Source organism: Marivita geojedonensis (assembly GCF_002115805.1).
Lineage (GTDB): Bacteria > Pseudomonadota > Alphaproteobacteria > Rhodobacterales > Rhodobacteraceae > Marivita > Marivita geojedonensis.
In genome coordinates this window covers 17,115-41,350 of record NZ_JFKC01000012.1, presented here as the reverse complement: position 1 = coordinate 41,350, position 24,236 = coordinate 17,115, and the positions used below count along the sequence as shown (strand labels likewise).

The window sequence follows — 24,236 nt, the reverse complement described above, 5'->3', positions numbered from 1 at the left end:
TAGTCTGGTAAACTGCCTGCAAAACAAAACGGGCAGTGTGTTTTCCAATGGTCAGGCTTCTTTGCTTACTCGCGCTTCTTCTGGGCCTGACGGCCTGTGGGAAATTTACCACCTATGATGGCCCCGAGGTTACACGGGTGGTCGTCCAGAAATCAGATCGCAAGATGTACCTGTTACATCACGATGCCGTTCTCAAAAGCTATGATATCGGGCTGGGTTTCGCCCCGGTTGGCCACAAACAGGTCGAAGGGGACGGCAGGACGCCGGAAGGCGAATACATGATCGACCGTCGCAACCCCAACAGCAGTTTTTATCTGTCCATTGGGATCGACTACCCGCGCCCGCGGGATATCGAGATCGCCAGTACGATGGGGAAATCACCGGGTGGTGACATTTTCATTCACGGACGGCCATGGAAGTACCGCAAGGGTGGGCGTGACTGGACGTGGGGCTGTATCGCGGTAACGAACCGCGAAATGCGCGAAATCTATGCGATGGTGCGGAATGGGACGCCGATCACGATCAACCCGTGATCAGGTGTCCGCAGATCAAAGTGTATGTTGCGTCGCAACGTGTGATGGCGAGGAGATCAGGACGGTGCGTTTACCGGGATGAACCCTGTTTCGCCCGGAGAGCCGAGGATCAGGTTCCACCAGATCTTGCCGTTTGATTCCTGATACCAGGAGAAGCCCATTTCACGCGCGGACGGATCAAGGATCACCGTCCGCGTGTTCGGTGCTTCCATCCAGGCGCCAAGCGTTTCGAGTTCAGTTTCATATGTCTCGGAAATGGCTTCACCGACGAGTTTTCCACTGTAGCCCGCCCGTTGAATCCGGGTGATGGGAGACGACCCGTCAGAACCGAAATGCCAGGGCCGGTTCTGAACGCTCATGTCGCGCGCATGGGTGGCGGCGGCAGCGTTCAGCCGTGCATTCAGTTCAAGAGCCGGAGCGCCTGAGGCCTGACGCAATGCGTTGATCGCGTCGAGCATGCGGAACTGGATACGACCGGTATCTCCTGCCCGGATACGATAAACGCGCGGCAGGGGTTTTCCGTCCGGGCCAAGCGCAGATTGCGATGGCGCGCTGGCGCAGGCGGTGAGCACCATGGCAGCTGCACCCAGAAGGAAAGTCGAACGCTTCATGATCGGTCACCCCAGTTTCATCCTCATAGGCATTAGCCGCAGTCATGCGAAGGTTCAAACACACAAAGCCGAGATTTGCCGATATGACATTCCTTTGAATTGCGACTGAGGCATTGAGGCAATATAGATAAGCGCAGAATTTCTGGAATAAGCTGATAAAGAGGCCATCGCCATGGCAAACACTCCGCGTTTTCCCGTGAACCGGCGTCGTTTTCTTGCAGGATCCGCTGCGCTGATCGCGACTCCCGCCGTTGCGCAGGACGTCAATGATGGTTCGACCGTCGAAATCGAACGTGATCTGTCTCAGATCGTGCGACGCAACATTTCGAGCTTCCGGACGTTGGACTGGCAGCCGTATTTCAGCAACCTGAGCAATGGGGCGATCCTTGTCGATATCGATTCGCGGGCTCTGCATTACTGGGAAGAGAACGGCAACTATCGGCTGTATCCCTCTTCTGTGCCGCTGACTGAGGATCTTACCCGCCGCGGTCGCACCAGCGTCGTGCTCAAGGACCCTGAGCCGGACTGGCGTCCGACTCCGTCGATGAAGATCAGAAACCCTGAATGGCCGGACTACGTTCCGCCGGGTCCGGATAACCCTCTTGGCACACGTGCGCTGCACCTCAGCTGGACCTACTACCGCATTCACGGAACGCACGACACGCGCAAGATCGGGCGTCGTTCCTCCAATGGGTGCATCGGTCTTTACAACGAGCACATTGAAGAACTTTACGAGCTGGCGAAAGTCGGCACGCAGGTGTTGCTAATTTGACGACATGGCGCTCAAGCAGGAAAGTTGTGCGATAAGATAGGTTTGCAATTGCCACGATAAGCTGCTTAGAGAGTCATACGAGGTAAGTCTTGGGTGCTTGTCGCGTGTCACATCTGTGAGCACCGACTAGCGAACTATCTGGAGGTTAACATGAAGAAACTCGTTCTCGCCGCTGCGTTTGCAGGTGCTGCTTCGACAGCAATGGCTGGTTCCTATGCAAAAGACGACGTGGTCATGGAGCCGGTCGTTGTGGTTGAAGAAGCCGCAGCAAGCTCCTCGTCCGCTGGTCTCATCATCCCGCTGGTCGTTATCGCCCTGCTGGCTGCTGCTGCTTCGGACTAATCCACAGCGGATTATCTAAACGAAAAAGGCGGTGCCGATGCACCGCCTTTTTTGTATTCGGTACACGGCCCAACTGCGATCAGTCGAGCCAGCCGTTCATGTTCTCTTCGATCACCGCCGACAAAGCCGCGATATGCGCGTCGTCGTCGTTGAGGCAGGGGATGTAGGTGAAGTGCTCACCCCCCGCCTCTTCAAAGCTTTCCTTGATCTCTTCGTTGATCTCTTCCAGCGTCTCGATGCAGTCGGCTGAGAACGCGGGTGCGCAGACCGCGATGTTCTTCTTGCCGTCTTCCTCGGCCAGACGCGCGACCTCTTCAACGGTGTAGGGCTTCAACCATTCTTCGGGGCCGAATTTCGACTGGAAGGTGGTGGTGATCTCGGTGTCTTCCCATCCGAGCCGCTCCTTCAGCAGACGCGTCGTCTTCTGACACTGGCAGTGATAGGGGTCGCCCTCCATCAGGTAGCGCTTGGGCACACCGTGATAGGAACAGACAAGGATATCGGGCCGGGTTTCCAGCTTGGCATAGGCGCGTTCGATCGACTGGGCCAATGCCTCGATGTAAAGCGGGTGCTGGTAGTATGGGTCGACCGTGCGCACCGTCGGTTGCCACTTTTCATCCATCAGCGCGCGGAAGAACTGATCATTGGCCGTGGCCGATGTCGCGCCCGCGTAATGCGGATACAGCGGAAAGAAGAGGATCTTGCGGCATCCGGCCTCGACCATCTCGCGGACCTTGGATTTGGTCGATGGATTGCCGTAGCGCATGCAGAAATCGACCATGACCTGATCGCCATAACGATCCTGCATTGTCTTGGTGATCTTTGCCGTCTGATCCTTGGTGATCGTCATCAACGGGCTTTCGCCCTGATCCTCGTTCCAGATCGACTTGTACGCCTCGCCCGAGCTGAATGGGCGTTTGGTCAGGATGATCAACTGCAACAAAGGCTGCCAGAGCCATGGGCTGTAGTCGATCACCCGGCGGTCGGACAGAAACTCGTTGAGGTACCGGCGCATTGGCCAGTAGCTGTAGTGATCGGGCGTGCCAAGATTGGCCAGAAGAATCCCAACACGCTCTGCCGGGATCTTCGGGTGATCCGTCGGGGCGTGGGTCGGGCGTTGAGCTGTTTTGGTCGCGTCCAACATCGGGCCTGCATCCTTAAAGTCATTTAGCGGGCTAACTAACCTCTATCTGGGTCAGGTCAATCTTTCAGCGGCGTTTCCACCGTGTTCAGTGCATCAGCGAGCCGCTGAGCGGCTGATCCAGGCCGCAGGGGCTGCGGTTGGGAGGCATCCGGTGCCCAGCCCGTCAGTGTGATCAGTTCGAACGTCGCAACCACTCTGCCGCTCTCATCGGAATAGGCGTCTGCGTACAGCTGCATTGCCCGCATCAAGACGTCCCGGCGCGTTGTGGTTCGCATCCGGGCGGAAAGCGCGTTGGTTTCGCCCATGGCACGCAGATCGTGCATCAGGTGCAGCGGGCTTTGGTAACTTGTGGTGAGAACGGCACTGTCCGCAACAGGAAGCGCCAGCCCTGCGCGTTGCAGCAAGGCTCCCAGATCGCGGATCTCTCCCATCGGTGCAACGCGTGGAGACAATCCGCCTGTGATCTCGATTTCGGCCTGCCCAAGCGCGGCGCGAAGCTCCTGAAGTGTTTGCCCTCCTGGTGTCACCACGAGAAGCAAGCCGTCAGGTCTAAGTGCTCTGCGACACTGAATAAGCTGGCCGACCGGGTCGTTTGCCCAGTGAAGCGCCATCGCGTGAATGACCAGATCATGGGCTGATACGCCAAGGTCCAGCACTTCGTCGTCTGCCAGCAGATTTGCGTCCGGAAACGCCGTTCGCCACGCATCGGGAAATGGTGTCACAATCGCGGGCGACTGAAAGGTTTTGTTAACCAGCGACAGGCGATCCTGAACATCCGCAACGGCTTCGTCGTGCAGGAACAGGGCCGGATTCCGAAGCGCGCGCGCCCGATTTCGGGTCAGCGCAGAACGGTCGGTCAGGATCGGAGTATCGGACATGAGCGGCAGATAGGATGCTGCGGACAGGATTGCAAACGGCGATGCGGATGCTGTACCCGCCGCGGTGCCTCGCGTGCGGTGGTCTGGTCGAGCAGGACAACGGTCTTTGTGCCGAGTGTTTTGCACAGACGCCTTTCATCACCGGGCTGGTCTGCGATCTTTGTGGGGTGCCTCTACCCGGTTCTTCCGAAGGGCCTGTCCAGTGCGATGACTGCCTGCGCATCGGGCGGCCATGGTCACGCGGGCGCGCACCGTTGCGCTATGAGGGCGTGGCCCGCAGGCTGGTGTTGGGTCTCAAACACGGGGATCGGCATGACATTGTGCGTACGGCGGCGGATTGGATGATAAGGGCGCTGCCCGAAGATCTGCCGTCCGAGTGTTGCGTGGTGCCGGTTCCGCTTCACGTGACCCGCCTTCTGCAGCGTCGGTACAACCAGTCTGCGCTGCTGGCTCAGGCCATCGCGTTGCGACTGGAGATGGAATTCTGTCCTGATGCCCTGATCCGGCAAAGGAGAACACTCCCCCTTGAAGGCAAGTCGCGAGACGCGCGATTTTCGGAACTGTCGGATGCGATTATCGCTCACCCGAAACGGTCTGAGGTCCTTGACGGCCGGTCTGTCCTGCTTATCGATGATGTCATGACCTCGGGCGCGACGCTTTCTGCGGCAGCGCAGGCGTGTCACACCGCACAGTGCCGAGAGATTTATGTCACCGTTCTGGCGCGCGTTGCAAAGGCTGCTTAAATCCCCGACAATCACCTTCAGGGGACATGCCATGCAAACAATTGAAATCTACACCTCACCTCTCTGCGGTTTCTGCCATGCTGCCAAGCGTCTGCTGACCCAGAAAGGCGTCACGTTCACCGAGATCGACGTTTGGGCCGATCCCAGCCGCAAACCCGAGATGATCCAGCGTGCAAACGGTGGTCGGACCGTGCCGCAGATTTTCATTGGCAATACCCATATCGGCGGATGTGACGACCTCTATGCGCTTGATCGTGCGGGCAAGCTCGATCCGCTTCTTGCTGCGTGAGCGTTATGCGGGCGGCGTTGCTTCAGCTCACGTCGTCGGATGATCCGCAGACGAACCTGCGGGTCACATCAGAACTGATACGTCGTGCGGCGTCAGACGGTGCAGGACTGATTCTCACGCCTGAAGTGACCAACTGCGTCAGCAGCAGCCGAACACACCAGCAGACCGTTCTGCGTCATCAGTCTGATGACCCGACTCTCGAAGGCCTGCGCGAGGATGCTGCGCGTCTGGGTGTCTGGCTTTTGATAGGGTCGCTCGCGCTCAAGGCTGATCCGCCGGAAGAGAGGTTCTTGAACCGATCTTTCCTGATCGCGCCAGATGGATCGATCGCGGCGTATTATGACAAACTGCACATGTTCGATGTGCAGGTGACGGAGACGGAGACGTACAAGGAATCCGCAGGATTCGCGCCGGGCAGCCGGGCCGTGGTTGCACCCTCTCCGTTTGGTGCGATCGGAATGTCGGTCTGTTATGACGTTCGATTTGCCTATCTTTATCGCAAACTCGCACAGGCCGGGGCGGAAATTCTGACGGTGCCTGCAGCGTTTTCTCCGGCAACGGGCCCGATGCACTGGGAACCTCTGCTGCGCGCGCGGGCAATCGAAACCGGATGCTACGTGCTGGCCCCGGCCCAGGGTGGACAGCATCCCGCTTCGCGGGGTCGCAGTCGCACAACGTATGGGCATTCGCTTGCCGTTTCGCCCTGGGGCGAGGTGATCCTTGATGCAGGATCGGAATTCGGGGTCCATCTGGTTGACCTGGACCTGTCCAACGTGGCAAAAGCGCGTCATAAAATCCCATCTTTACAGCATGATAGAGATTTCATCGGCCCCGCATGAACGACAGCAGCCCCCTTGCCATTTCACTCTTCAGTGAATTGCTGACAGCGGATCAGCTGCTGCGGAACCGGTTGACCAGAGTCTTGCCGAACAAGATGGAGATTTCGCACTTCTCGGTTCTGAATCAATTGGCACGGGGCGGTTCCGAGAAAACGCCGGCGCAACTCGCCAAGGCGTTTCATGTCACCCGTGGCGCAATGACGAACACTTTGGGCAAGCTGGAGGCGGCAGGGTATGTGCATATCCGCCCCGATTGGGATGATGCACGCCGCAAACAGGTGTCAATCAGCCCAGCGGGTTTGTCGGCGCGGGACGCAGCGATCGCGGCGATCACGCCACTGATCAACGAGATGGTCGAAGAGTTGGGCGACACAAAGGTGCGCGCGGCGATCCCGGTGCTTCGGGAACTGAGGGTGAAGTTGGAAGAGCCTGAGAGCCGGAGTTAGGTGTCCCTTTTCCGGCCGCAGAGTTGAAGCCCTTAAGGCTTAAGGGACGCTGTTACGTAGTTCACGCTCAAGTCGCGGTCCGAGAGACTCCACCGCCACGACACCGGATTGAACTGAAAGCCTTTTCTGTCCACCGGTTCCAGCCCCGCTTTGCGCAGCAGATCGTACAGTTCGTCAGGAGTTATGAACTTGGCCCAGTCATGTGTGCCTTTGGGCAACCAGCGCATGATGTATTCCGCGCCGACAATAGCTGCCGCAAAGCTTTTGGCGTTGCGGTTGATCGTCGAACAGAGGTGCAAGCCCCCGGCCCTCAGAAGGCGCTGGCAGGCGGTCAGGTAGGCCAGTGGGTCGGCGACATGCTCGACCACCTCCATGTTCAGGACCACATCGAACGACTCGCCAGCATCAGCCAGCGCTTCGGCAGTTGTATGACGGTAGTCGATCTCGAGTCCCGAGTGTCGGGCATGGGCCTGTGCAACGGGGATGTTTCCGCCGGCGGCATCCACTCCAACCACCGTAGCACCCAAACGTGCCATGGGTTCGCACAGAAGCCCGCCGCCGCACCCGATGTCGAGGATGCGCAGACCTTTGAACGGCTCTGGTTGATCCAAGTCTCTGTCGTACTCTGCCGCGATCTGTGTCGTGATGTAATCCAACCGGCAGGGGTTCAGCATGTGCAGCGGTTTGAACTTACCATTCGGATCCCACCATTCGGCGGCCATCGCCTCGAACTTGGCGATTTCTGACGGATCGACGGTCGTCTGGGCGGTCATGAGAGATTTCACCATGGTCTTTTCGTGCTCACTGCCAATATAGATTGGGTATGGATAAATACCCGAGCCAAAAGCGCGCAGTGCAGTACCTTTATCCCCCTATTGATCCCTACGACCAGCGGATGCTGTCGGTTGGGGATGGGCATAGTGTTTATGTCGAGCAATGCGGGGCGGAAAATGGAATTCCCGTAATCGTGCTGCATGGTGGGCCCGGCGGCGGATGCAGCCCGTCGATGCGCCGCTATTTCGATCCGCGCGTTTTCCGGGTGGTTCTGTTCGATCAACGCGGCTGCGGTCGGTCACGCCCTCATGCCAGCGTTACCAATAACACAACCTGGGATCTGGTGGCGGATATCGAATTGATCCGTGAAACGCTGGGTATTGACCGGTTTATCGTTTTTGGTGGCAGCTGGGGGGCAACACTGGCCCTGATCTACGGAATCAGCCACCCGGACCGGGTTCGCCATCTAGTTCTGCGCGGCGTCTTCACGATGACCAAAGCCGAACTGGATTGGTTCTATGCCGGGGGTGCCGGCCAATTCTGGCCGGAAACCTGGGCGCGTTTTGTTGACATGATCCCCGAGGATGAACGCCACGATCTGATCGGTGCGTATAACCGACGGTTGTTCTGCGGCGACCTGCGAACCGAAACGCGCTTTGCGCGGGCTTGGTCCTCTTGGGAAAATGCGCTTGCGTCAGTCCATTCCAGCGGTTCGGGAGGAGAGTCGCCCGGCGATTATGCAAGAGCCTTTGCCCGCCTTGAGAACCACTATTTCATTAACAATGGGTTCCTTGAAGAGGACGGCTGGATCCTGAACAACATGGATCGACTGTCGGGTATTCCCGGAGCGATCGTTCAGGGCCGGTATGACATGATCTGTCCACCGGTCCGTGCCTGGGAGCTCGCGCGCGCCTGGCCGGAGTGCGACCTCCGTATGGTCCGCAACGCGGGTCACGCCTTGTCCGAGCCCGGGATCAGCGCGGAATTGATCCGAATTATGGACGGAATTTCAACATCTTAGTTTTTGTCAGCGATTTGATGTTTACACATCGCGCCCTGTTGTTAACGTATGCATCTGAGGGACACCAAGGTTAAGCAAAGACGTTGCATTCGGTCATTCGCATCATTCTTCAGCGTCTTGCGCTTGGATTGCTAACGCTCTTTGTCGTTTCCGTTGTCATTTTCACAGCCGTGAACATGTTGCCCGGAGATTTCGCGCAGGCGATTCTCGGGCAAGGAGCGACACCCGAAGCCGTCGAGGCCATCCGCAAGGATCTTGGGCTCGATCAGCCGCCCATCACACGGTACTTCCAATGGCTGGGCGGGGCCATCCAGGGCGATCTCGGCAATTCGTTTGCACAGGCGAATTTCGCCAGCTTTGTCGGTGCGGACAGCGGAGTGCGCACCACTGTGGCGCAACAGATCGCGCCGCGCTTTGCCAACACCATGTTCCTTGCGGCTGTAACGGCCTGTATCGCGGTCCCGGTATCGCTTGTTCTGGGTATTCTTGCTGCGCTGTTTCGAAATTCGGTTTTTGACCGGGCAACAAACGTCACCACGCTGACTTCGATTTCGTCGCCCGAGTTCTTTCTGGCCTACGTGCTGATCCTGTTCCTTGCCGTGCTGAACCCGCTTCTGCCGTCACTGTCCAACATCTTTGAGGGTATGTCATTCGGCGAACGGCTGGAAAAAACCCTGCTGCCTGCGCTGACGCTGACGTTGGTCGTGACGGCGCATATGATGCGGATGACCCGTGCGGCAATCATCAACCTTCTGGCCTCGCCCTATATCGAGATGGCGCGGCTCAAGGGCATGTCGCCGATGCGGGTCATCGTGAAACACGCCCTGCCGAACGCGCTGGCGCCGATCATCAACGTGATCGCTCTCAACCTTGCCTATCTCATCACCGGGGTGGTCGTTGTCGAGGTGGTGTTCGTCTATCCCGGCATCGGCCAGCTTTTCGTCGACAGCGTGAAGATCCGGGACATTCCGGTTGTGCAGGCCTGCTGCCTCATCTTCGCCGCTGCCTATATCCTGCTGAACCTTCTGGCCGACATCCTGTCGATCCTGTCCAACCCACGTCTGAGGCATCCGAAATGAATACGCTTCTGACATTGGTTCTGATCCTTGTGATGGTCGCGGCAGGCGGTTGGGTGTTTCGTTTTGCCGGGCAGAAGGTGACCGGCAATGCACCTGCATTCCGCGACATGCCCTTTGCCGTCGCCTTCGGATATGTGCTTGGCGCGTGTCTGCTTCTTTTTTCGATCTGGTACTTCTTCCAGCCCACCACAACAGAAGCAGGCGTTCCGAATGCCGGTGTCGTCTTTTTCCGATGGGCGGTTCAGTTCTTCATCATCGCAGCGATCGCCGCATTTCTATTCCGTCTGCTTGGGCGGACGGTTGGCACCGCTGGAAGCCGAAAGCTGTTCCGTCAGATGCCGCTGACGGCAAGTTTTGGCGTTCTGGTGGTCATCCTCTACGCATTTACTGCAATTTTCGCGGCGTGGATCGCGCCTCATGGGCAGGAAGAGATTTTTGCCAAGGTCAACGTATTGCCGGGCGGAAACGCTGCAACAGGAGGTGATCCTCTGCATCCGTTGGGAACCGACCAGATCGGACGTGACCTGCTCAGCCGCCTGATCTACGGCGCGCAGAACACGGTGGGCATTGCCTTTGTCACGACCTGTCTGGCGTTCTTCCTCGGTGGATCACTCGGATTTCTTGCGGCTACCCTTCAAGGTTGGCTGGACCAGATCCTCAGCCGCGCGGTCGATGTGCTGATGGCGATCCCGTCGCTGATCTTTGCACTACTTCTGATGACCATCGCCAGCGCCTGGGCCGGGTCAGAGCGGTGGTTGCTGACGATTTACATGATCATCATCATCGCGGTGATCGACAGCACGCGCGTGTTCCGTCTCGCACGTGCGGTGGGTCTGAACATCGTCGTGATGGATTACATCGAAGCCGCGAAGCTGCGGGGCGAGGGCCTGGGATACCTGATCTTCAAGGAAATCCTGCCCAACGCGACTGCGCCGCTGCTGGCGGAATTCGGTCTGCGGTTCTGTTTCGTGTTCCTCACCATCGCGTCGTTGTCGTTCCTTGGCGTGGGCATTCAGCCTCCATTGGCCGACTGGGGTACCATGGTGCGTGACAGTGCGCAGTTCATCAACTTCGCGGCGTTCTCGCCCTTGACCGCAGCGCTGCCGTTGCTTGCAGCCGGTGCGATTGCGCTTCTGACTGTCGGGGTGAACTTCGTTGTGGACTGGATGCTTCACAGAAGTTCGGGGTTGAAGGAATGAGCACGCTCGTTGAAATCCGCGATCTCTGGATCGAAGGGCGCAGCGACGAGACGTGGTCGCCGATCATCAACGGTGCCAGCCTGACGCTGAACAAGGGCGAGGTGCTGGGCCTCATCGGGGAATCGGGCGCGGGCAAGTCGACCCTTGGTCTGGCTGCGATGGGCTTTACCCGGGACGGTGTTCGCATCTCCAAAGGGTCCGTCACCTTTGACGGGATCGACCTGATTGCCGCCTCGGCCGCGAAAAAGCGCGAGCTTCTGGGCAAGCGCATCGCCTATGTCGCGCAGTCAGCTGCGGCCAGCTTCAACCCGGCGCACAAGCTGATCGACCAGCACACCGAAGGCCCGGTGCAGCATGGTGTCATGTCCCGTGCCGAAAGCATGAAGGACGGAATCGAGCTGTATCGCCGCCTGCGTTTGCCGAACCCCGAGGAAATCGGTTTCCGCTATCCGCACCAGGTTTCCGGTGGCCAGCTTCAGCGCGCGATGACGGCGATGGCAATGTCCTGCCGTCCCGACCTGATCATCTTCGACGAACCGACCACGGCGCTTGATGTGACCACGCAGATCGAAGTTCTGGCGTCGATCCGTGATATTGTCGAACAGTTCAACACCGCTGCGATATACATCACGCACGATCTCGCGGTCGTCGCGCAAATGGCCGACAAGATCAAAGTCCTCCTCAAAGGGGATGAAGTCGAAGAGGCTGACACAAGAACGATGCTTGCGCATCCGAAAGAGGACTACACCAAGAGCCTCTGGGCCGTGCGCGCATTTGAGCGCCCGCAGAAACCCGCTGTTTACACCGGCGCGACCCCGGTTGTCTCTGTCCAGAACGTGTCGGCTGCGTACGGAAAGATTCCTGTGCTCCATGATGTCAGTTTTGACATTCACGAGGGGCGTACCGTTGCTGTCGTCGGTGAATCGGGGTCGGGAAAATCCACCACGGCCCGCTGCATCACCGGGCTTTTGCCGCCGACCAAGGGTGTCATCGAATTTGACGGACAGCCGCTTCCTGCAAATTACAAAAGCCGAAACAAAGACCAGCTTCGCCAGGCGCAAATGATCTATCAGATGGCGGACACCGCTTTGAACCCGCGCAAGTCCATCGGCGAGATCATCGGTCGTCCGGTCCAGTTCTACATGGGCCTTACGGGCAAGCAGAAGCGGCGCCGCGTGGAAGAGCTTCTGGATGAGATCGAACTCCCCGCAGCCCAGTATTTCGACCGCTTGCCATCAGAACTGTCCGGCGGTCAGAAGCAGCGCATCGGTATTGCCCGTGCGCTGGCTGCCGAGCCGAAGTTCATCATCTGCGATGAGGTCACGAGCGCGCTGGACCAGTTGGTGGCCGAAGGAATTCTCAAGTTGCTGGCCCGGCTGCAGGATGACCTCAAGCTAAGCTACATGTTCATCACGCACGATCTTGCGACGGTCAAAGCGATCGCCGACGAAGTTGTGGTGATGAAAGAAGGTAAAGTGGTGGAGCAGGGTCCGAAGCACGATATGTTCGTGCCGCCGCACCACCCTTACACAGACCTTTTGCTCAGTTCTGTTCCCGAAATGGACCCGGACTGGCTCACCAATCTGCTCAACGAACGCGGAGTTGATAACATTGGCGATGCAGCTGTTGATAAGATGTCATGAGAATCGGTCCATGACCGGACCAACAGGCGGCTGAAGACCGCCCAAAAACACAGGGAGACGATGATGACTCGTATTTCAAGACGTGGACTATTGAAGACCGGTGCAGCCGCCGGTGTTCTTGCGGCCAGTGGCCTTCCGCTGCGCGCGCAGCAGCGCGGCGGCACGCTGCGCCTTGGTCTGGCCGGCGCCAACACCTCCGACAGCTGGGACAGCCGGACTCACTCGGACAGCTACATGATCATGGCGGCGCACGGCGCGGTGTTCGACTGCCTCACCGAAGTGGCGGCAAACGGCGAACTGGTTGGCGAACTTGCAGAAAGCTGGGAAGCCTCGGCAGACGCGGTAACCTGGACATTCAAGCTGCGCCAGGGCGTGACTTTCCACAACGGCAAAGCGTTCGGAGCTGACGACGTTCTCGACTCGCTGCAGATGCACACGGCGGAAGGTGCGAAATCGGCTGCCAAGCCGATCGTCGAAAACATCGCCGAGATGAAGAAGATCAACGATCACGAAGTCGAGTTCACGCTCAAGGCCGGCAATGCGGACTTCCCGTTCCTGCTGTCGGATTACCACATCTGTATCTACCCGTCGGGTCAGATCGAAGAAGCGATCGCACAAGGCATCGGTACCGGCCTCTACAAGGTCGAAAGCTTCGATCCGGGCGTGCGCACGCTGCTCAGCCGTGTCGACAGCCACTACAAGGATGGCAAGGCAGGTTGGTTCGACAGCGTTGAGATGATCGCGATCAACGATTCGTCGGCCCGTATGAACGCGCTGATGACCGGTCAGGTGGACGCGGTGAACCGCGTTGATTTCAAGACCGAGCCGCTGATGCGCGCGAACCCGATGATCAACATCTTCGAAGTGACGGGCAACCAGCACTTCACCTTCCCGATGCTGACCAATGTCGATCCGTACACCAACCTGAAGGTGCGTCAGGCTCTCAAGCATGCGGTCAACCGTCAGGAGATGGTCGACAAGATCCTGCTTGGTCACGGTGCGGTTGCCAACGACAACCCGATTGGTCCGGCAAACCAGTATTTTGCCGGCGATATCGAGATGAACGACTACGATCCCGACAAGGCGGCATCGCTGCTCAAGGAAGCGGGTCTCGACGGTCTGTCCATCGATCTTTCGGCGGCCAACGCGGCCTTCCCGGGCGCGGTCGATGCTGCTCAGCTCTACCAGGCGAGCGCCAAGGCGGCGGGAATCAACATCAACGTCGTGCAGGAACCGGATGATGGTTACTGGTCTAACGTCTGGCTGAAAAAGGCATGGTGCGCCTGCTACTGGTCCGGCCGCGCGACTGAGGACTGGATGTTCTCGACGGCGTATGAATCCGGTGTTCCGTGGAACGACACGGGCTGGGAAAACGCCCGCTTCCAGGAGCTTCTGCTGACCGCCCGTGCCGAGCTCGACAGCGACAAGCGCCGGGAGCAGTACCGCGAGATGCAGATGCTCGTTTCCAAGGAGGGTGGCACTGTCATCCCGATGTACGCGAACTTCGTAGATGCGCATTCCAACAAGCTCACCAACTCGGGCACCATCGGCAACGTATTCCAGATGGACAGCTCGCGCATGATCGAGCGTTGGTGGTTCGCGTAATTTCACCAAGACGCCAAAGAAAATGCCCCATCTTCGGATGGGGCATTTTTTGTTTCAGGGCGGCGTTTGTCAGAGATGAGTGTCGTAATCCGATACGAGCAGATGAAGCGGTGCCTCGTCCTCCTCGATGTTGGAGAACCGGCCGATCGGCTGTTCGAAGATGTTGTCCGTCAAATCGTCGTTCACGGTTGAAACCTCACCGATCAGGACATCCCCACCCTCTCCCCAGAAGGCGTGCCAGTTATTGGGGAAGAGCGTCACTGACTCACCGGGATCAAGCTTCAGATGACCACCAGCGGCCAGTGTTCGGATCGTGCCGTCAACCATGACCGACACGTCCGAAGTGCGATCGATCTCGCCCTGCGCATCGGCCATGAAAAGCTCGATCACCAAAGTGCCTCCACCCCGGTTGATGATGTCTTCGACCTTGAGGTCATGGCGGTGCATCGGGCTCAACTGTCGATCTCGGGAAATCATGATCTTTTCGGCGTAGAGCATGGCGCTCTTCTTGCCGAGGTCGCTGTTCAGCCCGTTACGGGTCGTGAACAGGAACAGCCCCATTTCGTCGAAGTTTTCTTTGCCATAATCGGTAATGTCCCAGCCCATGCGCCGGGTCTTGATCTCTGCGTGATCGCTGGATCTCAGGTCTTCCGGAGAAAGATAGGCGAAAGGCGGTAACGTATATCCGAATGACCGGATAAAGGAATCGCCCTCGCGGAGGATTTCGTTGATGCGGGATCGTTTCATTTGGGCCTCGCTGCCAGTGTTGGCGCTAACATAGCGATGCATACTGACGCTGAAAAGCCGCCGCAGAGTCTGTCGCTTAATCGCTCGTGGTAAACTGACCGAACGAAACTGTTCTCGGATACCTGACGGGCACGCTCAGGCACCCGTCTTCAGCTTCAGCCAACCCGGTCCAGAAAACGCATGTCTTACAGAACGTAGCGGCTCAGATCCGCGGATTTGGTCAGTTCTCCCAGATGCTGGTCAACGAATCCGGCGTCCACTGTAAAGGACTGTCCGGACTTGTCCGGTGCATCAAAGCTCAGATCTTCGAACACCCGTTCCATCACCGTATAGAGACGACGCGCGCCGATGTTTTCGACCGACTGATTTACATCCGCCGCGATCTTGGCCAGCGCCGCGATACCGTCCTCGGTGAAGGATACGGTCACGTCTTCGGTGGCCATCAGCGCAGTGTATTGAAGGGTCAGAGCGTTGTCCGTCTCGGTGAGGATGCGTACAAAGTCTTCTTCGGTCAGCGCCCGCAGATTCACCCGGATCGGAAGCCGCCCCTGAAGCTCTGGAAGCAGATCCGACGGTTTTGCGATGTGAAAGGCGCCTGACGCAATGAAAAGGATGTGGTCGGTTTTGACCGGACCGTGTTTTGTGCTCACGGTGGTGCCTTCAATCAGCGGGAGCAGGTCCCGCTGCACACCCTCGCGGCTGACATCCCCGCCTCGGGTCTCCTGCCGCGCGGCGACCTTATCGATCTCGTCCAGAAATACGATTCCGTTCTGTTCGACCGCTTCAAGCGCCTGGACCTTGACCTGCTCGTCATCCAAGAGCTTGTCAGCCTCTTCCGCGATCAGAACCTCATAGCTCTCTGCCACGGTCATCCGCTTGCGCGTGGTCCGGCCTGCGAAGGCTTTGCCGAAAAGGTCGCCAAGGTTCATCATGCCAGCGCCGCCGCCCATTCCGGGCTGACCCGGAATATCCATCATCGGGAACGGGCTTGACGTGTCCTGAAGCTCCAGTTCGATCATGGTGTCATCCAGAAGACCGTCCTTGAGCTTTTTGCGGAACATCTCACGCGTGGCATCGCGCGCACCCTCGCCTGCAATAGCTTCGATCACCCGGTTTTCTGCGGCTTCGTGGGCCTTGGCTTTGACGTCTTCACGCATCTGATCGCGGGTCATTGCGATGGCGGCATCAACCAGATCACGGATAATCTGTTCGACGTCCCGGCCGACATATCCCACTTCTGTGAATTTTGTCGCTTCGACCTTGATGAACGGTGCCTTTGCGAGTTTCGCAAGACGTCGGCTGATCTCGGTTTTGCCGACACCCGTTGGCCCGATCATCAGGATGTTCTTGGGGTAAACCTCTTCCCGCAGGTCGTCGCTCAGCTGCTTTCGGCGCCACCGGTTGCGCAAGGCGACCGCCACGGCACGCTTGGCATCCTTTTGGCCGATGATGAACCGGTCAAGCTCGGAGACGATCTCGCGGGGGGTCAGGTCAGTCATGGTAAATCCTCTTCGGCGTCAGACGTGCCACAGCGGTTCAGCCGCTGATGGTTTCGACCGTCAGGTTGCCGTTGGTATAGACGCAGATATCCGCCGCAATCGCCATTGCCTCTCGGGCAATCTGTTCGGCGTCTTTGTCGGTGTCCATCAGCGCGCGTCCGGCGGCCAAAGCGTAGTTCCCGCCAGATCCGATTGCAGTCACGTCATGCTCGGGTTCAAGCACGTCACCTGCTCCCGTGATTACATAGAGTTCCTTGCCATCGGACACGATCAGCATCGCTTCGAGTTTTTGCAGGTATTTGTCCGTACGCCAGTCTTTCGCCAGTTCGACACTGGCGCGTTGCAATTGTCCGGGAGTCGCTTCGAGCTTGGCTTCCAGGCGCTCGAGCAAGGTAAACGCATCTGCCGTCGATCCGGCGAAACCCGCCACCACATCATAGCCGCCGGGTGAAATCCGGCGCACTTTGCGGGCTGTGCCCTTGATCACGGTCTGGCCAAGACTGACCTGACCGTCCCCTGCGATCACCACTTTTCCGCCCTTGCGAACGCCGATGATCGTGGTGCCGTGCCAGCCTGGAAAGTCGTTCTCAGCCATGAAAACCCCCTTTAACATCAGTGACGATATGGGCCGAACCGTGATCCCACACAAGCCCTGCAACGCAAAACGCCCGGCACAGCGGCCGGGCGTTTGGAAAAATCCTCAATCGGATCAGATGCTTTCGTCGATCCAGCTTTTCAGCGCCGCTTTCGGAGCAGCGCCGGTCTTGTTCGAAACCACCTGACCGTCCTTGAAGATGAACAGTGAGGGAATCCCGCGCACACCCATTGCGGCGGCAGAGTTCGGGTTGTGGTCTACATCGACTTTGGCAATCTTTACGGCATCGCCATATTCGGCGGCCAGTTCTTCCAGTGCGGGCCCGATCTGTTTGCAGGGCCCACACCACTCGGCCCAGAAATCGACCACTACGGGCACGCTGGAATTCTTCACTTCGGCGTCAAAAGTATCATCGGTCACGGCGACGGTGGACATGGAAAGGTCTCCTTGCGGCTCAGGCGCATGTTTCAGTCGGAGCAGGAGACTAGGTAGCCTCCGTAAGGCCGTCAAGGTGCCTTGCTCTCACGAGAGCTTGTGTCACGGTTTCTTTTGACAACGGCATGTAGGTGGCGGTCCTCGTCCAGAGGATTCCTGTTTCGATCTGCCTGTCAGGGTAAATGGCAGCCAACATCTGATGATACGCGCCCATCTGCCTGAGCAGACCTTCGGGTGTCTGTGACTCTGTCGTCGGCACGGTGCGGTTGGTTTTGAAATCCACGGCAATGATCCGGTCTTCGTCGATGATCAGCCGATCGATCACGCCATGCAGTTGCGTGTCGGGAAACGCATCGATTTTCGCTGTTATCGGAACCTCTGCCAGAGTGGTGGGTGCGAAGAACTGTTGAAGCGATGGGGTGTCGAGAACGCGTATCGCTTCTTCAGCCATTTCGTCCGCCAAAGGGTGATCATCCAAGAGCAGACGCGCGGCGTCTGGCCTGTCAGCAGAAGCCATGGACGGCAACGTTTCCAGCAACAGGTGGATAAGCGTTCCGCGGTCTTTTGCAATGTCCGAAAGGTCTCCATCCGCACCCGCAAGTGCCTTTGCGCCGCCAAGGTCAGATGGACTCAGCACCTCAGCATTCTTCTGGATCGCAGGCGCATCGCAAAGAAAGATGTCGGGAAGGGCCGTTTGTTCCGGTGTTTCCTGCGGGACAGGTTGTGCGCACATGTCCGGCCAGGTCATGTGTTCCAGCCGAAGTCCTTTTGACGGCCCATCATCGTAGAACCCGAATGTGTGTGGATGTCCGCCAACAGTCTCTAAGCTGGCTGAAATCCGGTCATGCCAGCTTTCCGCATTGGGGTCCGGAGTGCCCGCTCCGGCGACGACCAGCCAGCGTTCGGCGCGGGTCAGCGCAACATAGAGAAGCCGGTCTTTTTCTTCCTCTTCAGACAGTCGAACCTGTTCAACCAACGCCTTTTGATACGCAGCCCGCGTTTTGTCGGCGCCGCGCCAGTGTGCGACACCGTCACCGACGACGAAGGAGTCCCTGCCCGCCTGAGACGCTTTCTTGTGCGTGTCCGGAAGTATGACGATAGGCGCTTCCAAGCCCTTCGCACCGTGAATCGTCATCACCCGGATCCGCGCGCCTGCGCTGTCGACCGTGCGCTTGATCTCAATATCGTCGGTTTCCATCCAGTGGAGGAAACCGGTCAGGCTTGGAATGTCCGTTCGCTCATACGCCAACGCCTGGTTGAGTAGCGCGTCTATCCCGTCTTCTGCTTCTGTGCCCAGCCGACCGATCAGTTTCTGTCGGCCTCGGTGCCGGATCAAAACCCGTTCAAGCAAGTCGTAGGGGCGCAGAAAGTCCACTTGTTCCCTGAGGTCGTCCAGAACCTCGAGGACTTCCGGAAAGTCGTCTCTGCGCCGGCGCAACTCTTCCCAGAGATGCGGAGACTTGCGACGATGCGCGAGGTCAAATATCGCCTGTTCATCCAGACCGAACAGGGGTGATCGAAGAGCGGACGCCAACGACAAACTGTCTTCTGGTGTTGCGAGGAAGGACAGCAGCGCGCGCAGGTCTTTGACAGCAAGTTCGTCCATCACCTTGAGCTTGTCCGCACCGGCAATAGGCAAGCCAAGCGCCTTACAGGCCCGAAGGATTTCCCTGAACAACTGACCGCGACTGCGCACGAGGATCAGGAAGTCCCCGGCGTGGACCGACCTGGATTCGACCTTCCCGTTTTTTATGGCTGTCGGAATGGTCGTTCCGTCGGTCAGCGTCTTGTTGATGAACCGCGCGATGCGCTGGGCCAGCATGACGTTGTGATGTGTTGGACTGACCCGGTCCACTGGAGTGTCCCATGGCAAGTCGTCACCATCATCAATGGCCGGTTCGATCAGTGGCCACAGATCGACGCGCCCCGGCAGTTGGTCATGAAAGGAAATGTGAGTCTGATCAGGCAGGAAACCGGCTTTGTCCCGCCCTTTGAACAGTTCATCGACCAAGCGCAGGATGGGAACGGAAGACCGGAACGAATAGCTGAGCTGCCCATCCTGCAGCGGAGCGTCGGTCATCTGCATCTGATCTCGGAACGCGGCGCGCATGTGATCGAATTCTCTCGGGTCGGCGCCTTGAAAGGAATAGATTGACTGCTTCTTGTCCCCGACCACAAAGATCGTGCGACGTGTTGCGCTGCGCGCGCCTTCGCCAGACGTGAATTCCTGGGCCAATCTGTTGATGACATCCCATTGCGCGGGGCTGGTGTCCTGGGCCTCGTCCACAAGAATATGGTCGATCCCGCCATCCAGTCGGTACAGCACCCATTCCGCCTGCAGCCTGTCGGTCAGCAGAGTACGTGTCCGCGTGATGAGGTCGTCGAAGTCAAGCCACCCCCGCGCCTGCTTGGTTTCCTCGTACCGGTTCAGGAATGCGGCAGCGAACCGGTGTAGAACCGTATCCCGCGAAACGGCATCCAAGGCCAATCGGGTTTCCCGTGCAGCTTCGATGCGCCCGAACAGATCTTCCAGTCGATTGATGCTTGCTGCCAGCGACCCTTTGCGCAGCTTGGCCGTCGGGGGAAAGGTTTTCCGCACTTCGCCTTTCTGTGTGAACACGATGTTTTCGAGGGCAAGCAAACCGTCCTGATCCGCTCCTTGCGCCGCATCAATGGCATCTGCAAGGTCGTTGTCGCTCTTTCCGCCGGTTCGCAGTTCAGTCACTAACTCAGCTAAAAATGCAGTCTCACCGGCTGGAAAGACCTGAGCCAGGACCATTGGCATCGTGTCTCCATCGGTCAGCCCATAACGCTTTCTGAGGTCATCGCTGGTCATTGCGGGGGAAAAGGCCTCCCGCTGCCCGACAATACGATCCGCAAGTTCATGGAGCGGACCGTTTGGTGCGATATGGGCAAGTTCGGCAATCAGATCAGCCCCTCTGCCTTCCGCCATTTCGTCCAGGATCTGTTCGCGGAGCAGTTGCGCGGCACGATCGTCGATTTCCTGAAACTGAGGGCTGACCCCGGCTTCCAGAGGAAATCGGCGGAGGATCGAGGCACAGAATGCGTGGATCGTCTGAATACGAAGACCGCCCGGTGTTTCGATCGCGCGGGCGAACAATGTCCGCGCGCGGGCAAGAAAATCGTCGCTCAGTTGATCGTCACTTTCGCCGAGCTCGGTCAGTTCTTGCCGAAGCTTGTCGTCATCCAGCATGGCCCATTCGCCGAGACGCTTGAACAGGCGGTTCTGCATTTCGCTTGCGGCCGCATTGGTGAATGTCAGGCACAGAATGTGTTCCGGCCGCGAGCCACCCAGCAGAAGTCTCGCCACGCGGTCCGTCAGAACCCGTGTCTTGCCCGATCCAGCATTGGCACCCAGCCACGTGGACGCGGTGGGATTGGCCGCGCGGACCTGCGCTTCGGTGGCGTCGTCGCGGCTCATGTCACAGGTATCCTGACTGCCGTATCGGATGCATCCCACTCTCCAAAGCGAGACAGCTGATCATAATCAGAGCCGAAAATGTCCCTGTGCATCCGGTTGCGCGCGGTGAAGCCCATGTTCGGGTCACGGTAAGCATCGATCAGTTTGACGAGCATCGCGTAAGTCTTTTCAGGTGGACAGTCCTGCAACGGTGCGGGCACCTCGCGACCATCCCCGGAGAATGAAATATACCGCGCATCGGCCACGCCGCGTGGGTGGAAGTCGGAAAAGCCACCCTCACAGATCAGCGCGACCGTAACCAGAAGCTGTACGTCGAACTGCAGTTGCTGATCTTTTGTGGGCGCTGTTCCAGTTTTGTAGTCGTACACCAGCGCTTCGCCACGGTCATTCAAGTCGATCCTGTCGGCCTTGGCAGATACGGTGAACGGTGGATCGGCGACCTGCATTTGCCCTTTCTTTTCGAACAGAACCGGTCGAGCCGCCGATTGCCTTGCACGCTCCGCCTCGACGAACCAACGCGCGATTTTCTCAATGCGAACGCGCCACTGAATGCGATCCGTTGGCCATGGAACGTCGGAACTCAGGATGTCCTGAGCCACCTTGATCAAATGCGTCTCAGTCAAAGGAAGCGCATTTTGCACCGTATCAGAGACGAATTTCTCGAAAACGCGGTGGATCACGGTACCTCGGTGCATCGGATTGGGTGCATGCTGGATTGGGTTCAGTTGACGCAGCCGCAGGACCTTGGACCCATAGATCGCGTAGGGGTCACGGATCAGCCTTTCGATGTTTGTAACCGAAAGCTCATCTGGCCGCGCGGTGACCGGCGGTGCGGGTGAGGGCCGTGGTGCCTGAGGCGCATAGATGGGTGTTTCGAGAGCCTGTCCAAAAGCCAACCATGATCTTCCCCGATCTTGCATGGCTTGCAAAGCCTGAGGTCCACCGGTCTGGGGCAGACCCGTCATCAGATTGGTCAACCGGTTGAGCCAGCGGGAAGGCACGGTTTCCGCATCTTCCGAGCGCTCAGCCCGTGTCAGCCAGACCTCACGAGCGCCAATGGCCTGCTGAAAATCATGCGCCGACAGGCCGATACGCCGTTCGGGCAGAAGCAAGCCGACCTGCTGGCGCATTCTGCGATTCAGCCAGGGGTCTGGTGGAGGCACATCCGGCCATGAATGTTCGTTCAGACCTCCAAGGATGACAAGGTCCGCGCCCATCACGCGCGCTTCGATGGTACCCCAGATGAGGATATGGGGGTGCGGTGCATCGCGATCCCGCACTTCGGCGGACCGCAGGATTCCGTCTATCAGACCGGCATAGTCGCGCGCGGACATCGCCCCACCGAAGCCAGCGTTCTCGATAAGGTCCTCGAACTGCGCACGGCACGTCTCGCCCGCTTTCTTGTTCCACAGTTCCGCCGCATCATCGCTCGCTGACCCCGCACAGATCTCTTCGGCCTGTGCCACATGCTGGCCAACATGATCGCTGAGTGATTGCTTGCCCTGCAGGCCGGGTTGCAACAGGCATCTGTCAATCCAGGCGAGCCAGTTTTTGGCCTCGTCGGCGCGCTTCCACGACATCAACTGCTCAAGATCAGGGTAAGGCACGCCCTTGTCCCGGATAAAAAGTTCCAGTTCTGACGTCCAAAGCCGGTGTTGCCCCCGATCTGCTCCGGTGTGGCAAAGCGGATGCTTGAGGATGGTCAGCAGGGCGTCTGCAGTCGGCCCGTTCACGCGCAATTGTGCGATGTGGCGCAATAACCGTCCTGGAGCAGAGAGTTGCGCCGGTGTACCCGCGCTGTCATCTGGCAGAATGCCCCACCGGTCCAATATGGCTGAGACCCGACGCGTGAGCATCCTGTCCGGCGTGATCAGGGCAGCGGTGGTTCCATCTTCGGCGGCCTGCCTCAACCGTATCGCAATCGCGCGGGCCTCGTCTCTTGGGGAGGGCGCTTCGAGCAGAGTTAGAGACTGAGTGGCTTGGTCCAGCGACGGCAGCTTCGGTCCGTCAGACAGCCACTGATCCGTGACAGGCGCCGGACGCAGCGCCAGTGAGACCAGAGCGTTGCGCGACGGGCTTGGTGGAGGTGTCATTGTCCATGCGCGTACCGCATCGGGCTGGAGGTTCAATTTCTCCATCAGCCGGGCAAAGCGGAATTGTGGATGGTCTTCACCCTGCATTGCCTCTGTGTTGCGGACATCGCTGCGCAACACGTCCCACACCTGTTCAGGCAGATCAGTGTCGAATCCCGGGAGAATTACCGCCCCCTGAGGCAGCTGTGCGGCAGTGGTCATCAACTGAAACGCCGTCCCGCGTGACCCGGTAGATCCTGCGATAATCACCGGATGATCCGGTGGTGTGTCGCGCCATAGGTTCAGACGGTTCGCCAACGCCATTCTGTTGACGGCCGCAGAATCCGGCAAGTCGTTCGAAGGGTCGAAATACTGGGTGACAATATTCAGAAACCGTTGAGCGCGCTCCCAGTGTCCTGACTGGTCCGTCACGTCGAGCGCGGCAATGTCCTTGGGCGTTACACCTTCAGCCTGCATTTCATCAAGAAGCGCGCCAAGGCTCTGGGCAAGGTCATAAATCGCAGAGCGCGGGGCAAGGCTCGGATCGGAATCGATCAGCCGCCCCACGAGTTCGGCCAGTTCAAGCTGTCTGCGAAGCGCGGGAATTGGACGCGGCAGGCGTATACGTTCAATCGGGTCAGCAAGGTCGGTGATCAAACGAATACGCGGAAGAAATCCTGCGCCCATTTGGTCGAAAACCGCTTCTACACGGCGCTGCATGCGGCGCGTGTTCAGAAACAGTTCGACCCGCGCCATCGCTTCCGGCGGTTGGTCCTTGGTTCGGTCCTTAAGTCCCCTAACCAGCTCAGTCGCGAAATCCGCCCCGGGCGGAAGCGAAAAGAGACGCGGCCTGTCGCTTGGGTCAAACATGGTCAAATCCCAACATCTTCTCAGCAAGCGCGATGCCACCGGGATGGCCCACATCGCACCAGCGTCCGGGATAGGTAATCGCTCGAAGGGCGTCCTGGGACTCCAGTTTTTCCCAGACTGACTTCAGTGAAAAGGCATTTTCAGGTGTATCAGAGACACAATCGGTGTGGATGAGCTGTACCCCTGAGTAAATTGTCTCCGTCCCCCAGGACCCATAACCGTCTTTTGACACATCAAGGTCTCCGGACCCGGTGTGTCCAATCACCTGTGATTTGGGGACGCACAGCAAGAGCGCCTGCATGTCATCGGTCCAGACGGATTGCAGCAGCGAGAGGGGGTTTGGGCCGTCCCAAACCGCGTCGGTGTTCATTGTAAATACCACATCCGATTCAAGCATTGGCAACGCAGCTTTGAGTCCGCCGCCAGTATCGAGTATGTCGGGCAACTCGACATTCACCCGAACCTCTGTTCCGGCGAAATGTTTAACGATTTGGTCTGCCTTGTAATGCGCGTTCGCGACAATGCGATCGGGGTGAACAGCCCGGACCAGATCCATGGCATGTTCGATCAGCGGTTTGCCAGCGACTTCCACCAACGGTTTCGGCCGATCCTTCGTCAGGTGGCCCATACGAGTGCCAAACCCAGCGGCAAACAGCAT

General features: G+C 58.4%; 23 protein-coding genes. 12 read left to right on the top strand and 11 right to left on the bottom strand.

The window, feature by feature from the left end:
* Positions 1-47: 47 nt before the first annotated feature.
* Positions 48-533 (top strand): L,D-transpeptidase family protein, encoded by a 486-nt coding sequence (locus tag MGEO_RS12695; protein ID WP_085638223.1) that lies wholly within the window; start codon positions 48-50, stop codon positions 531-533.
* 56 nt (positions 534-589) lie between these two features.
* On the opposite strand, the gene dalA is transcribed toward MGEO_RS12695, so the two are convergent.
* The gene (gene dalA / locus MGEO_RS12690; RefSeq protein ID WP_085638220.1) at positions 590-1,144 is read right to left on the bottom strand and encodes a divisome-associated lipoprotein DalA; all 555 of its coding nucleotides are present in this window, start codon (positions 1,142-1,144) and stop codon (positions 590-592) included.
* Positions 1,145-1,316: 172 nt separating this feature from the next.
* Here dalA and MGEO_RS12685 point away from each other — a divergent pair, with 172 nt between their 5' ends.
* Together MGEO_RS12685 and MGEO_RS12680 are read left to right on the top strand one after the other, a co-directional pair.
* A complete protein-coding gene (locus MGEO_RS12685) occupies positions 1,317-1,916 on the top strand; it encodes a L,D-transpeptidase (protein WP_085638217.1) in 600 nt (199 codons plus the stop codon).
* 150 nt (positions 1,917-2,066) lie between these two features.
* Positions 2,067-2,258 (top strand): ferrochelatase, encoded by a 192-nt coding sequence (locus MGEO_RS12680; protein WP_085638214.1) that lies wholly within the window; start codon positions 2,067-2,069, stop codon positions 2,256-2,258.
* Positions 2,259-2,337: 79 nt separating this feature from the next.
* Here the strand turns inward: MGEO_RS12680 and hemH are convergent, their stop codons facing one another.
* Entirely contained in the window at positions 2,338-3,402 is a 1,065-nt protein-coding gene (gene hemH, locus MGEO_RS12675) for a ferrochelatase (RefSeq protein WP_085638211.1), read from the bottom strand.
* Between the two features lie 56 nt (positions 3,403-3,458).
* Positions 3,459-4,280, bottom strand: coding sequence for a methyltransferase domain-containing protein (locus MGEO_RS12670; protein WP_085638208.1), 822 nt, complete (start codon positions 4,278-4,280; stop codon positions 3,459-3,461).
* A 47-nt stretch (positions 4,281-4,327) separates the two neighbouring features.
* Between MGEO_RS12670 and MGEO_RS12665 the strand changes: the two genes are divergently transcribed.
* Genes MGEO_RS12665 through MGEO_RS12650 form a run of 4 tightly spaced genes read left to right on the top strand, consistent with a single transcriptional unit; the run spans position 4,328 to position 6,597 of the window.
* Entirely contained in the window at positions 4,328-5,023 is a 696-nt protein-coding gene (locus MGEO_RS12665) for a ComF family protein (protein ID WP_233139888.1), read from the top strand.
* Positions 5,024-5,054: 31 nt separating this feature from the next.
* Entirely contained in the window at positions 5,055-5,312 is a 258-nt protein-coding gene (gene grxC, locus MGEO_RS12660; protein WP_085638202.1) for a glutaredoxin 3, read from the top strand.
* Positions 5,313-5,317: 5 nt separating this feature from the next.
* Positions 5,318-6,151: a carbon-nitrogen hydrolase family protein gene (locus MGEO_RS12655; RefSeq protein ID WP_085638199.1), complete on the top strand. Its 834-nt coding sequence runs from the start codon at positions 5,318-5,320 to the stop codon at positions 6,149-6,151.
* A complete protein-coding gene (locus MGEO_RS12650; protein ID WP_085638196.1) occupies positions 6,148-6,597 on the top strand; it encodes a MarR family winged helix-turn-helix transcriptional regulator in 450 nt (149 codons plus the stop codon). Before MGEO_RS12655 ends, MGEO_RS12650 begins: the two co-directional genes overlap by 4 nt.
* 32 nt (positions 6,598-6,629) lie before the next feature.
* Here MGEO_RS12650 and ubiG read toward each other — a convergent pair whose 3' ends face one another.
* Entirely contained in the window at positions 6,630-7,370 is a 741-nt protein-coding gene (ubiG, locus tag MGEO_RS12645; protein WP_233139886.1) for a bifunctional 2-polyprenyl-6-hydroxyphenol methylase/3-demethylubiquinol 3-O-methyltransferase UbiG, read from the bottom strand.
* A 50-nt stretch (positions 7,371-7,420) separates the two neighbouring features.
* Between ubiG and pip the strand changes: the two genes are divergently transcribed.
* The 5 genes from pip (at position 7,421) to MGEO_RS12620 (ending at position 13,918) form a co-directional block, all read left to right on the top strand.
* Positions 7,421-8,392, top strand: coding sequence for a prolyl aminopeptidase (gene pip, locus MGEO_RS12640; RefSeq protein WP_085638190.1), 972 nt, complete (start codon positions 7,421-7,423; stop codon positions 8,390-8,392).
* Between the two features lie 83 nt (positions 8,393-8,475).
* A complete protein-coding gene (locus MGEO_RS12635) occupies positions 8,476-9,471 on the top strand; it encodes an ABC transporter permease (protein ID WP_085638187.1) in 996 nt (331 codons plus the stop codon).
* Positions 9,468-10,670, top strand: coding sequence for an ABC transporter permease (locus tag MGEO_RS12630; RefSeq protein ID WP_085638185.1), 1,203 nt, complete (start codon positions 9,468-9,470; stop codon positions 10,668-10,670). Before MGEO_RS12635 ends, MGEO_RS12630 begins: the two co-directional genes overlap by 4 nt.
* Positions 10,667-12,313, top strand: coding sequence for an ABC transporter ATP-binding protein (locus MGEO_RS12625; RefSeq protein ID WP_085638182.1), 1,647 nt, complete (start codon positions 10,667-10,669; stop codon positions 12,311-12,313). The genes MGEO_RS12630 and MGEO_RS12625 overlap by 4 nt, the downstream gene beginning before the upstream one ends.
* Before the next feature lie 63 nt (positions 12,314-12,376).
* Positions 12,377-13,918 (top strand): ABC transporter substrate-binding protein, encoded by a 1,542-nt coding sequence (locus MGEO_RS12620; protein ID WP_085638394.1) that lies wholly within the window; start codon positions 12,377-12,379, stop codon positions 13,916-13,918.
* A 69-nt stretch (positions 13,919-13,987) separates the two neighbouring features.
* Here MGEO_RS12620 and MGEO_RS12615 read toward each other — a convergent pair whose 3' ends face one another.
* The 7 genes from MGEO_RS12615 to MGEO_RS12585 all read right to left on the bottom strand — a co-directional run bounded on the left by MGEO_RS12615 (position 13,988) and on the right by MGEO_RS12585 (position 24,236).
* A complete protein-coding gene (locus tag MGEO_RS12615; protein WP_085638179.1) occupies positions 13,988-14,665 on the bottom strand; it encodes a D-lyxose/D-mannose family sugar isomerase in 678 nt (225 codons plus the stop codon).
* A 185-nt stretch (positions 14,666-14,850) separates the two neighbouring features.
* Positions 14,851-16,164 carry an ATP-dependent protease ATPase subunit HslU gene (gene hslU, locus MGEO_RS12610; RefSeq protein WP_085638175.1) on the bottom strand — a complete coding sequence of 438 codons (1,314 nt, stop codon included), beginning with the start codon at positions 16,162-16,164 and terminating at the stop codon, positions 14,851-14,853.
* A 37-nt stretch (positions 16,165-16,201) separates the two neighbouring features.
* Entirely contained in the window at positions 16,202-16,759 is a 558-nt protein-coding gene (hslV, locus tag MGEO_RS12605; protein ID WP_085638172.1) for an ATP-dependent protease subunit HslV, read from the bottom strand.
* 114 nt (positions 16,760-16,873) lie between these two features.
* Complete coding sequence (gene trxA / locus MGEO_RS12600; RefSeq protein ID WP_085638169.1) at positions 16,874-17,194, bottom strand: thioredoxin; 321 nt, start codon at positions 17,192-17,194, stop codon at positions 16,874-16,876.
* A gap of 49 nt (positions 17,195-17,243) precedes the next feature.
* Positions 17,244-20,636, bottom strand: a complete 3,393-nt coding sequence (gene addA, locus MGEO_RS12595) for a double-strand break repair helicase AddA (RefSeq protein WP_085638166.1) — start codon at positions 20,634-20,636, stop codon at positions 17,244-17,246.
* Positions 20,633-23,578, bottom strand: a complete 2,946-nt coding sequence (gene addB, locus MGEO_RS12590; RefSeq protein WP_085638163.1) for a double-strand break repair protein AddB — start codon at positions 23,576-23,578, stop codon at positions 20,633-20,635. The genes addA and addB overlap by 4 nt, the downstream gene beginning before the upstream one ends.
* Entirely contained in the window at positions 23,571-24,236 is a 666-nt protein-coding gene (locus tag MGEO_RS12585) for a nucleotidyltransferase family protein (RefSeq protein ID WP_233139909.1), read from the bottom strand. The genes addB and MGEO_RS12585 overlap by 8 nt, the downstream gene beginning before the upstream one ends.

Bases quoted from the DNA above. Each gene is read 5' to 3' on its own strand.
- addA (WP_085638166.1), bottom strand. From the start codon at position 20,636: ATGAGCCGCGACGACGCCACCGAAGCGCAGGTCCGCGCGGCCAATCCC.
- pip (WP_085638190.1), top strand. From the start codon at position 7,421: ATGGATAAATACCCGAGCCAAAAGCGCGCAGTGCAGTACCTTTATCCC.
- ubiG (WP_233139886.1), bottom strand. From the start codon at position 7,370: ATGACCGCCCAGACGACCGTCGATCCGTCAGAAATCGCCAAGTTCGAG.
- MGEO_RS12670 (WP_085638208.1), bottom strand. From the start codon at position 4,280: ATGTCCGATACTCCGATCCTGACCGACCGTTCTGCGCTGACCCGAAAT.
- MGEO_RS12695 (WP_085638223.1), top strand. From the start codon at position 48: ATGGTCAGGCTTCTTTGCTTACTCGCGCTTCTTCTGGGCCTGACGGCC.
- addB (WP_085638163.1), bottom strand. From the start codon at position 23,578: ATGTTTGACCCAAGCGACAGGCCGCGTCTCTTTTCGCTTCCGCCCGGG.
- MGEO_RS12585 (WP_233139909.1), bottom strand. From the start codon at position 24,236: ATGCTGTTTGCCGCTGGGTTTGGCACTCGTATGGGCCACCTGACGAAG.
- MGEO_RS12680 (WP_085638214.1), top strand. From the start codon at position 2,067: ATGAAGAAACTCGTTCTCGCCGCTGCGTTTGCAGGTGCTGCTTCGACA.
- MGEO_RS12625 (WP_085638182.1), top strand. From the start codon at position 10,667: ATGAGCACGCTCGTTGAAATCCGCGATCTCTGGATCGAAGGGCGCAGC.
- MGEO_RS12665 (WP_233139888.1), top strand. From the start codon at position 4,328: ATGCTGTACCCGCCGCGGTGCCTCGCGTGCGGTGGTCTGGTCGAGCAG.
- hemH (WP_085638211.1), bottom strand. From the start codon at position 3,402: ATGTTGGACGCGACCAAAACAGCTCAACGCCCGACCCACGCCCCGACG.
- MGEO_RS12655 (WP_085638199.1), top strand. From the start codon at position 5,318: ATGCGGGCGGCGTTGCTTCAGCTCACGTCGTCGGATGATCCGCAGACG.
- MGEO_RS12615 (WP_085638179.1), bottom strand. From the start codon at position 14,665: ATGAAACGATCCCGCATCAACGAAATCCTCCGCGAGGGCGATTCCTTT.
- MGEO_RS12685 (WP_085638217.1), top strand. From the start codon at position 1,317: ATGGCAAACACTCCGCGTTTTCCCGTGAACCGGCGTCGTTTTCTTGCA.
- MGEO_RS12630 (WP_085638185.1), top strand. From the start codon at position 9,468: ATGAATACGCTTCTGACATTGGTTCTGATCCTTGTGATGGTCGCGGCA.
- grxC (WP_085638202.1), top strand. From the start codon at position 5,055: ATGCAAACAATTGAAATCTACACCTCACCTCTCTGCGGTTTCTGCCAT.
- hslV (WP_085638172.1), bottom strand. From the start codon at position 16,759: ATGGCTGAGAACGACTTTCCAGGCTGGCACGGCACCACGATCATCGGC.
- dalA (WP_085638220.1), bottom strand. From the start codon at position 1,144: ATGAAGCGTTCGACTTTCCTTCTGGGTGCAGCTGCCATGGTGCTCACC.
- trxA (WP_085638169.1), bottom strand. From the start codon at position 17,194: ATGTCCACCGTCGCCGTGACCGATGATACTTTTGACGCCGAAGTGAAG.
- MGEO_RS12650 (WP_085638196.1), top strand. From the start codon at position 6,148: ATGAACGACAGCAGCCCCCTTGCCATTTCACTCTTCAGTGAATTGCTG.
- hslU (WP_085638175.1), bottom strand. From the start codon at position 16,164: ATGACTGACCTGACCCCCCGCGAGATCGTCTCCGAGCTTGACCGGTTC.
- MGEO_RS12620 (WP_085638394.1), top strand. From the start codon at position 12,377: ATGACTCGTATTTCAAGACGTGGACTATTGAAGACCGGTGCAGCCGCC.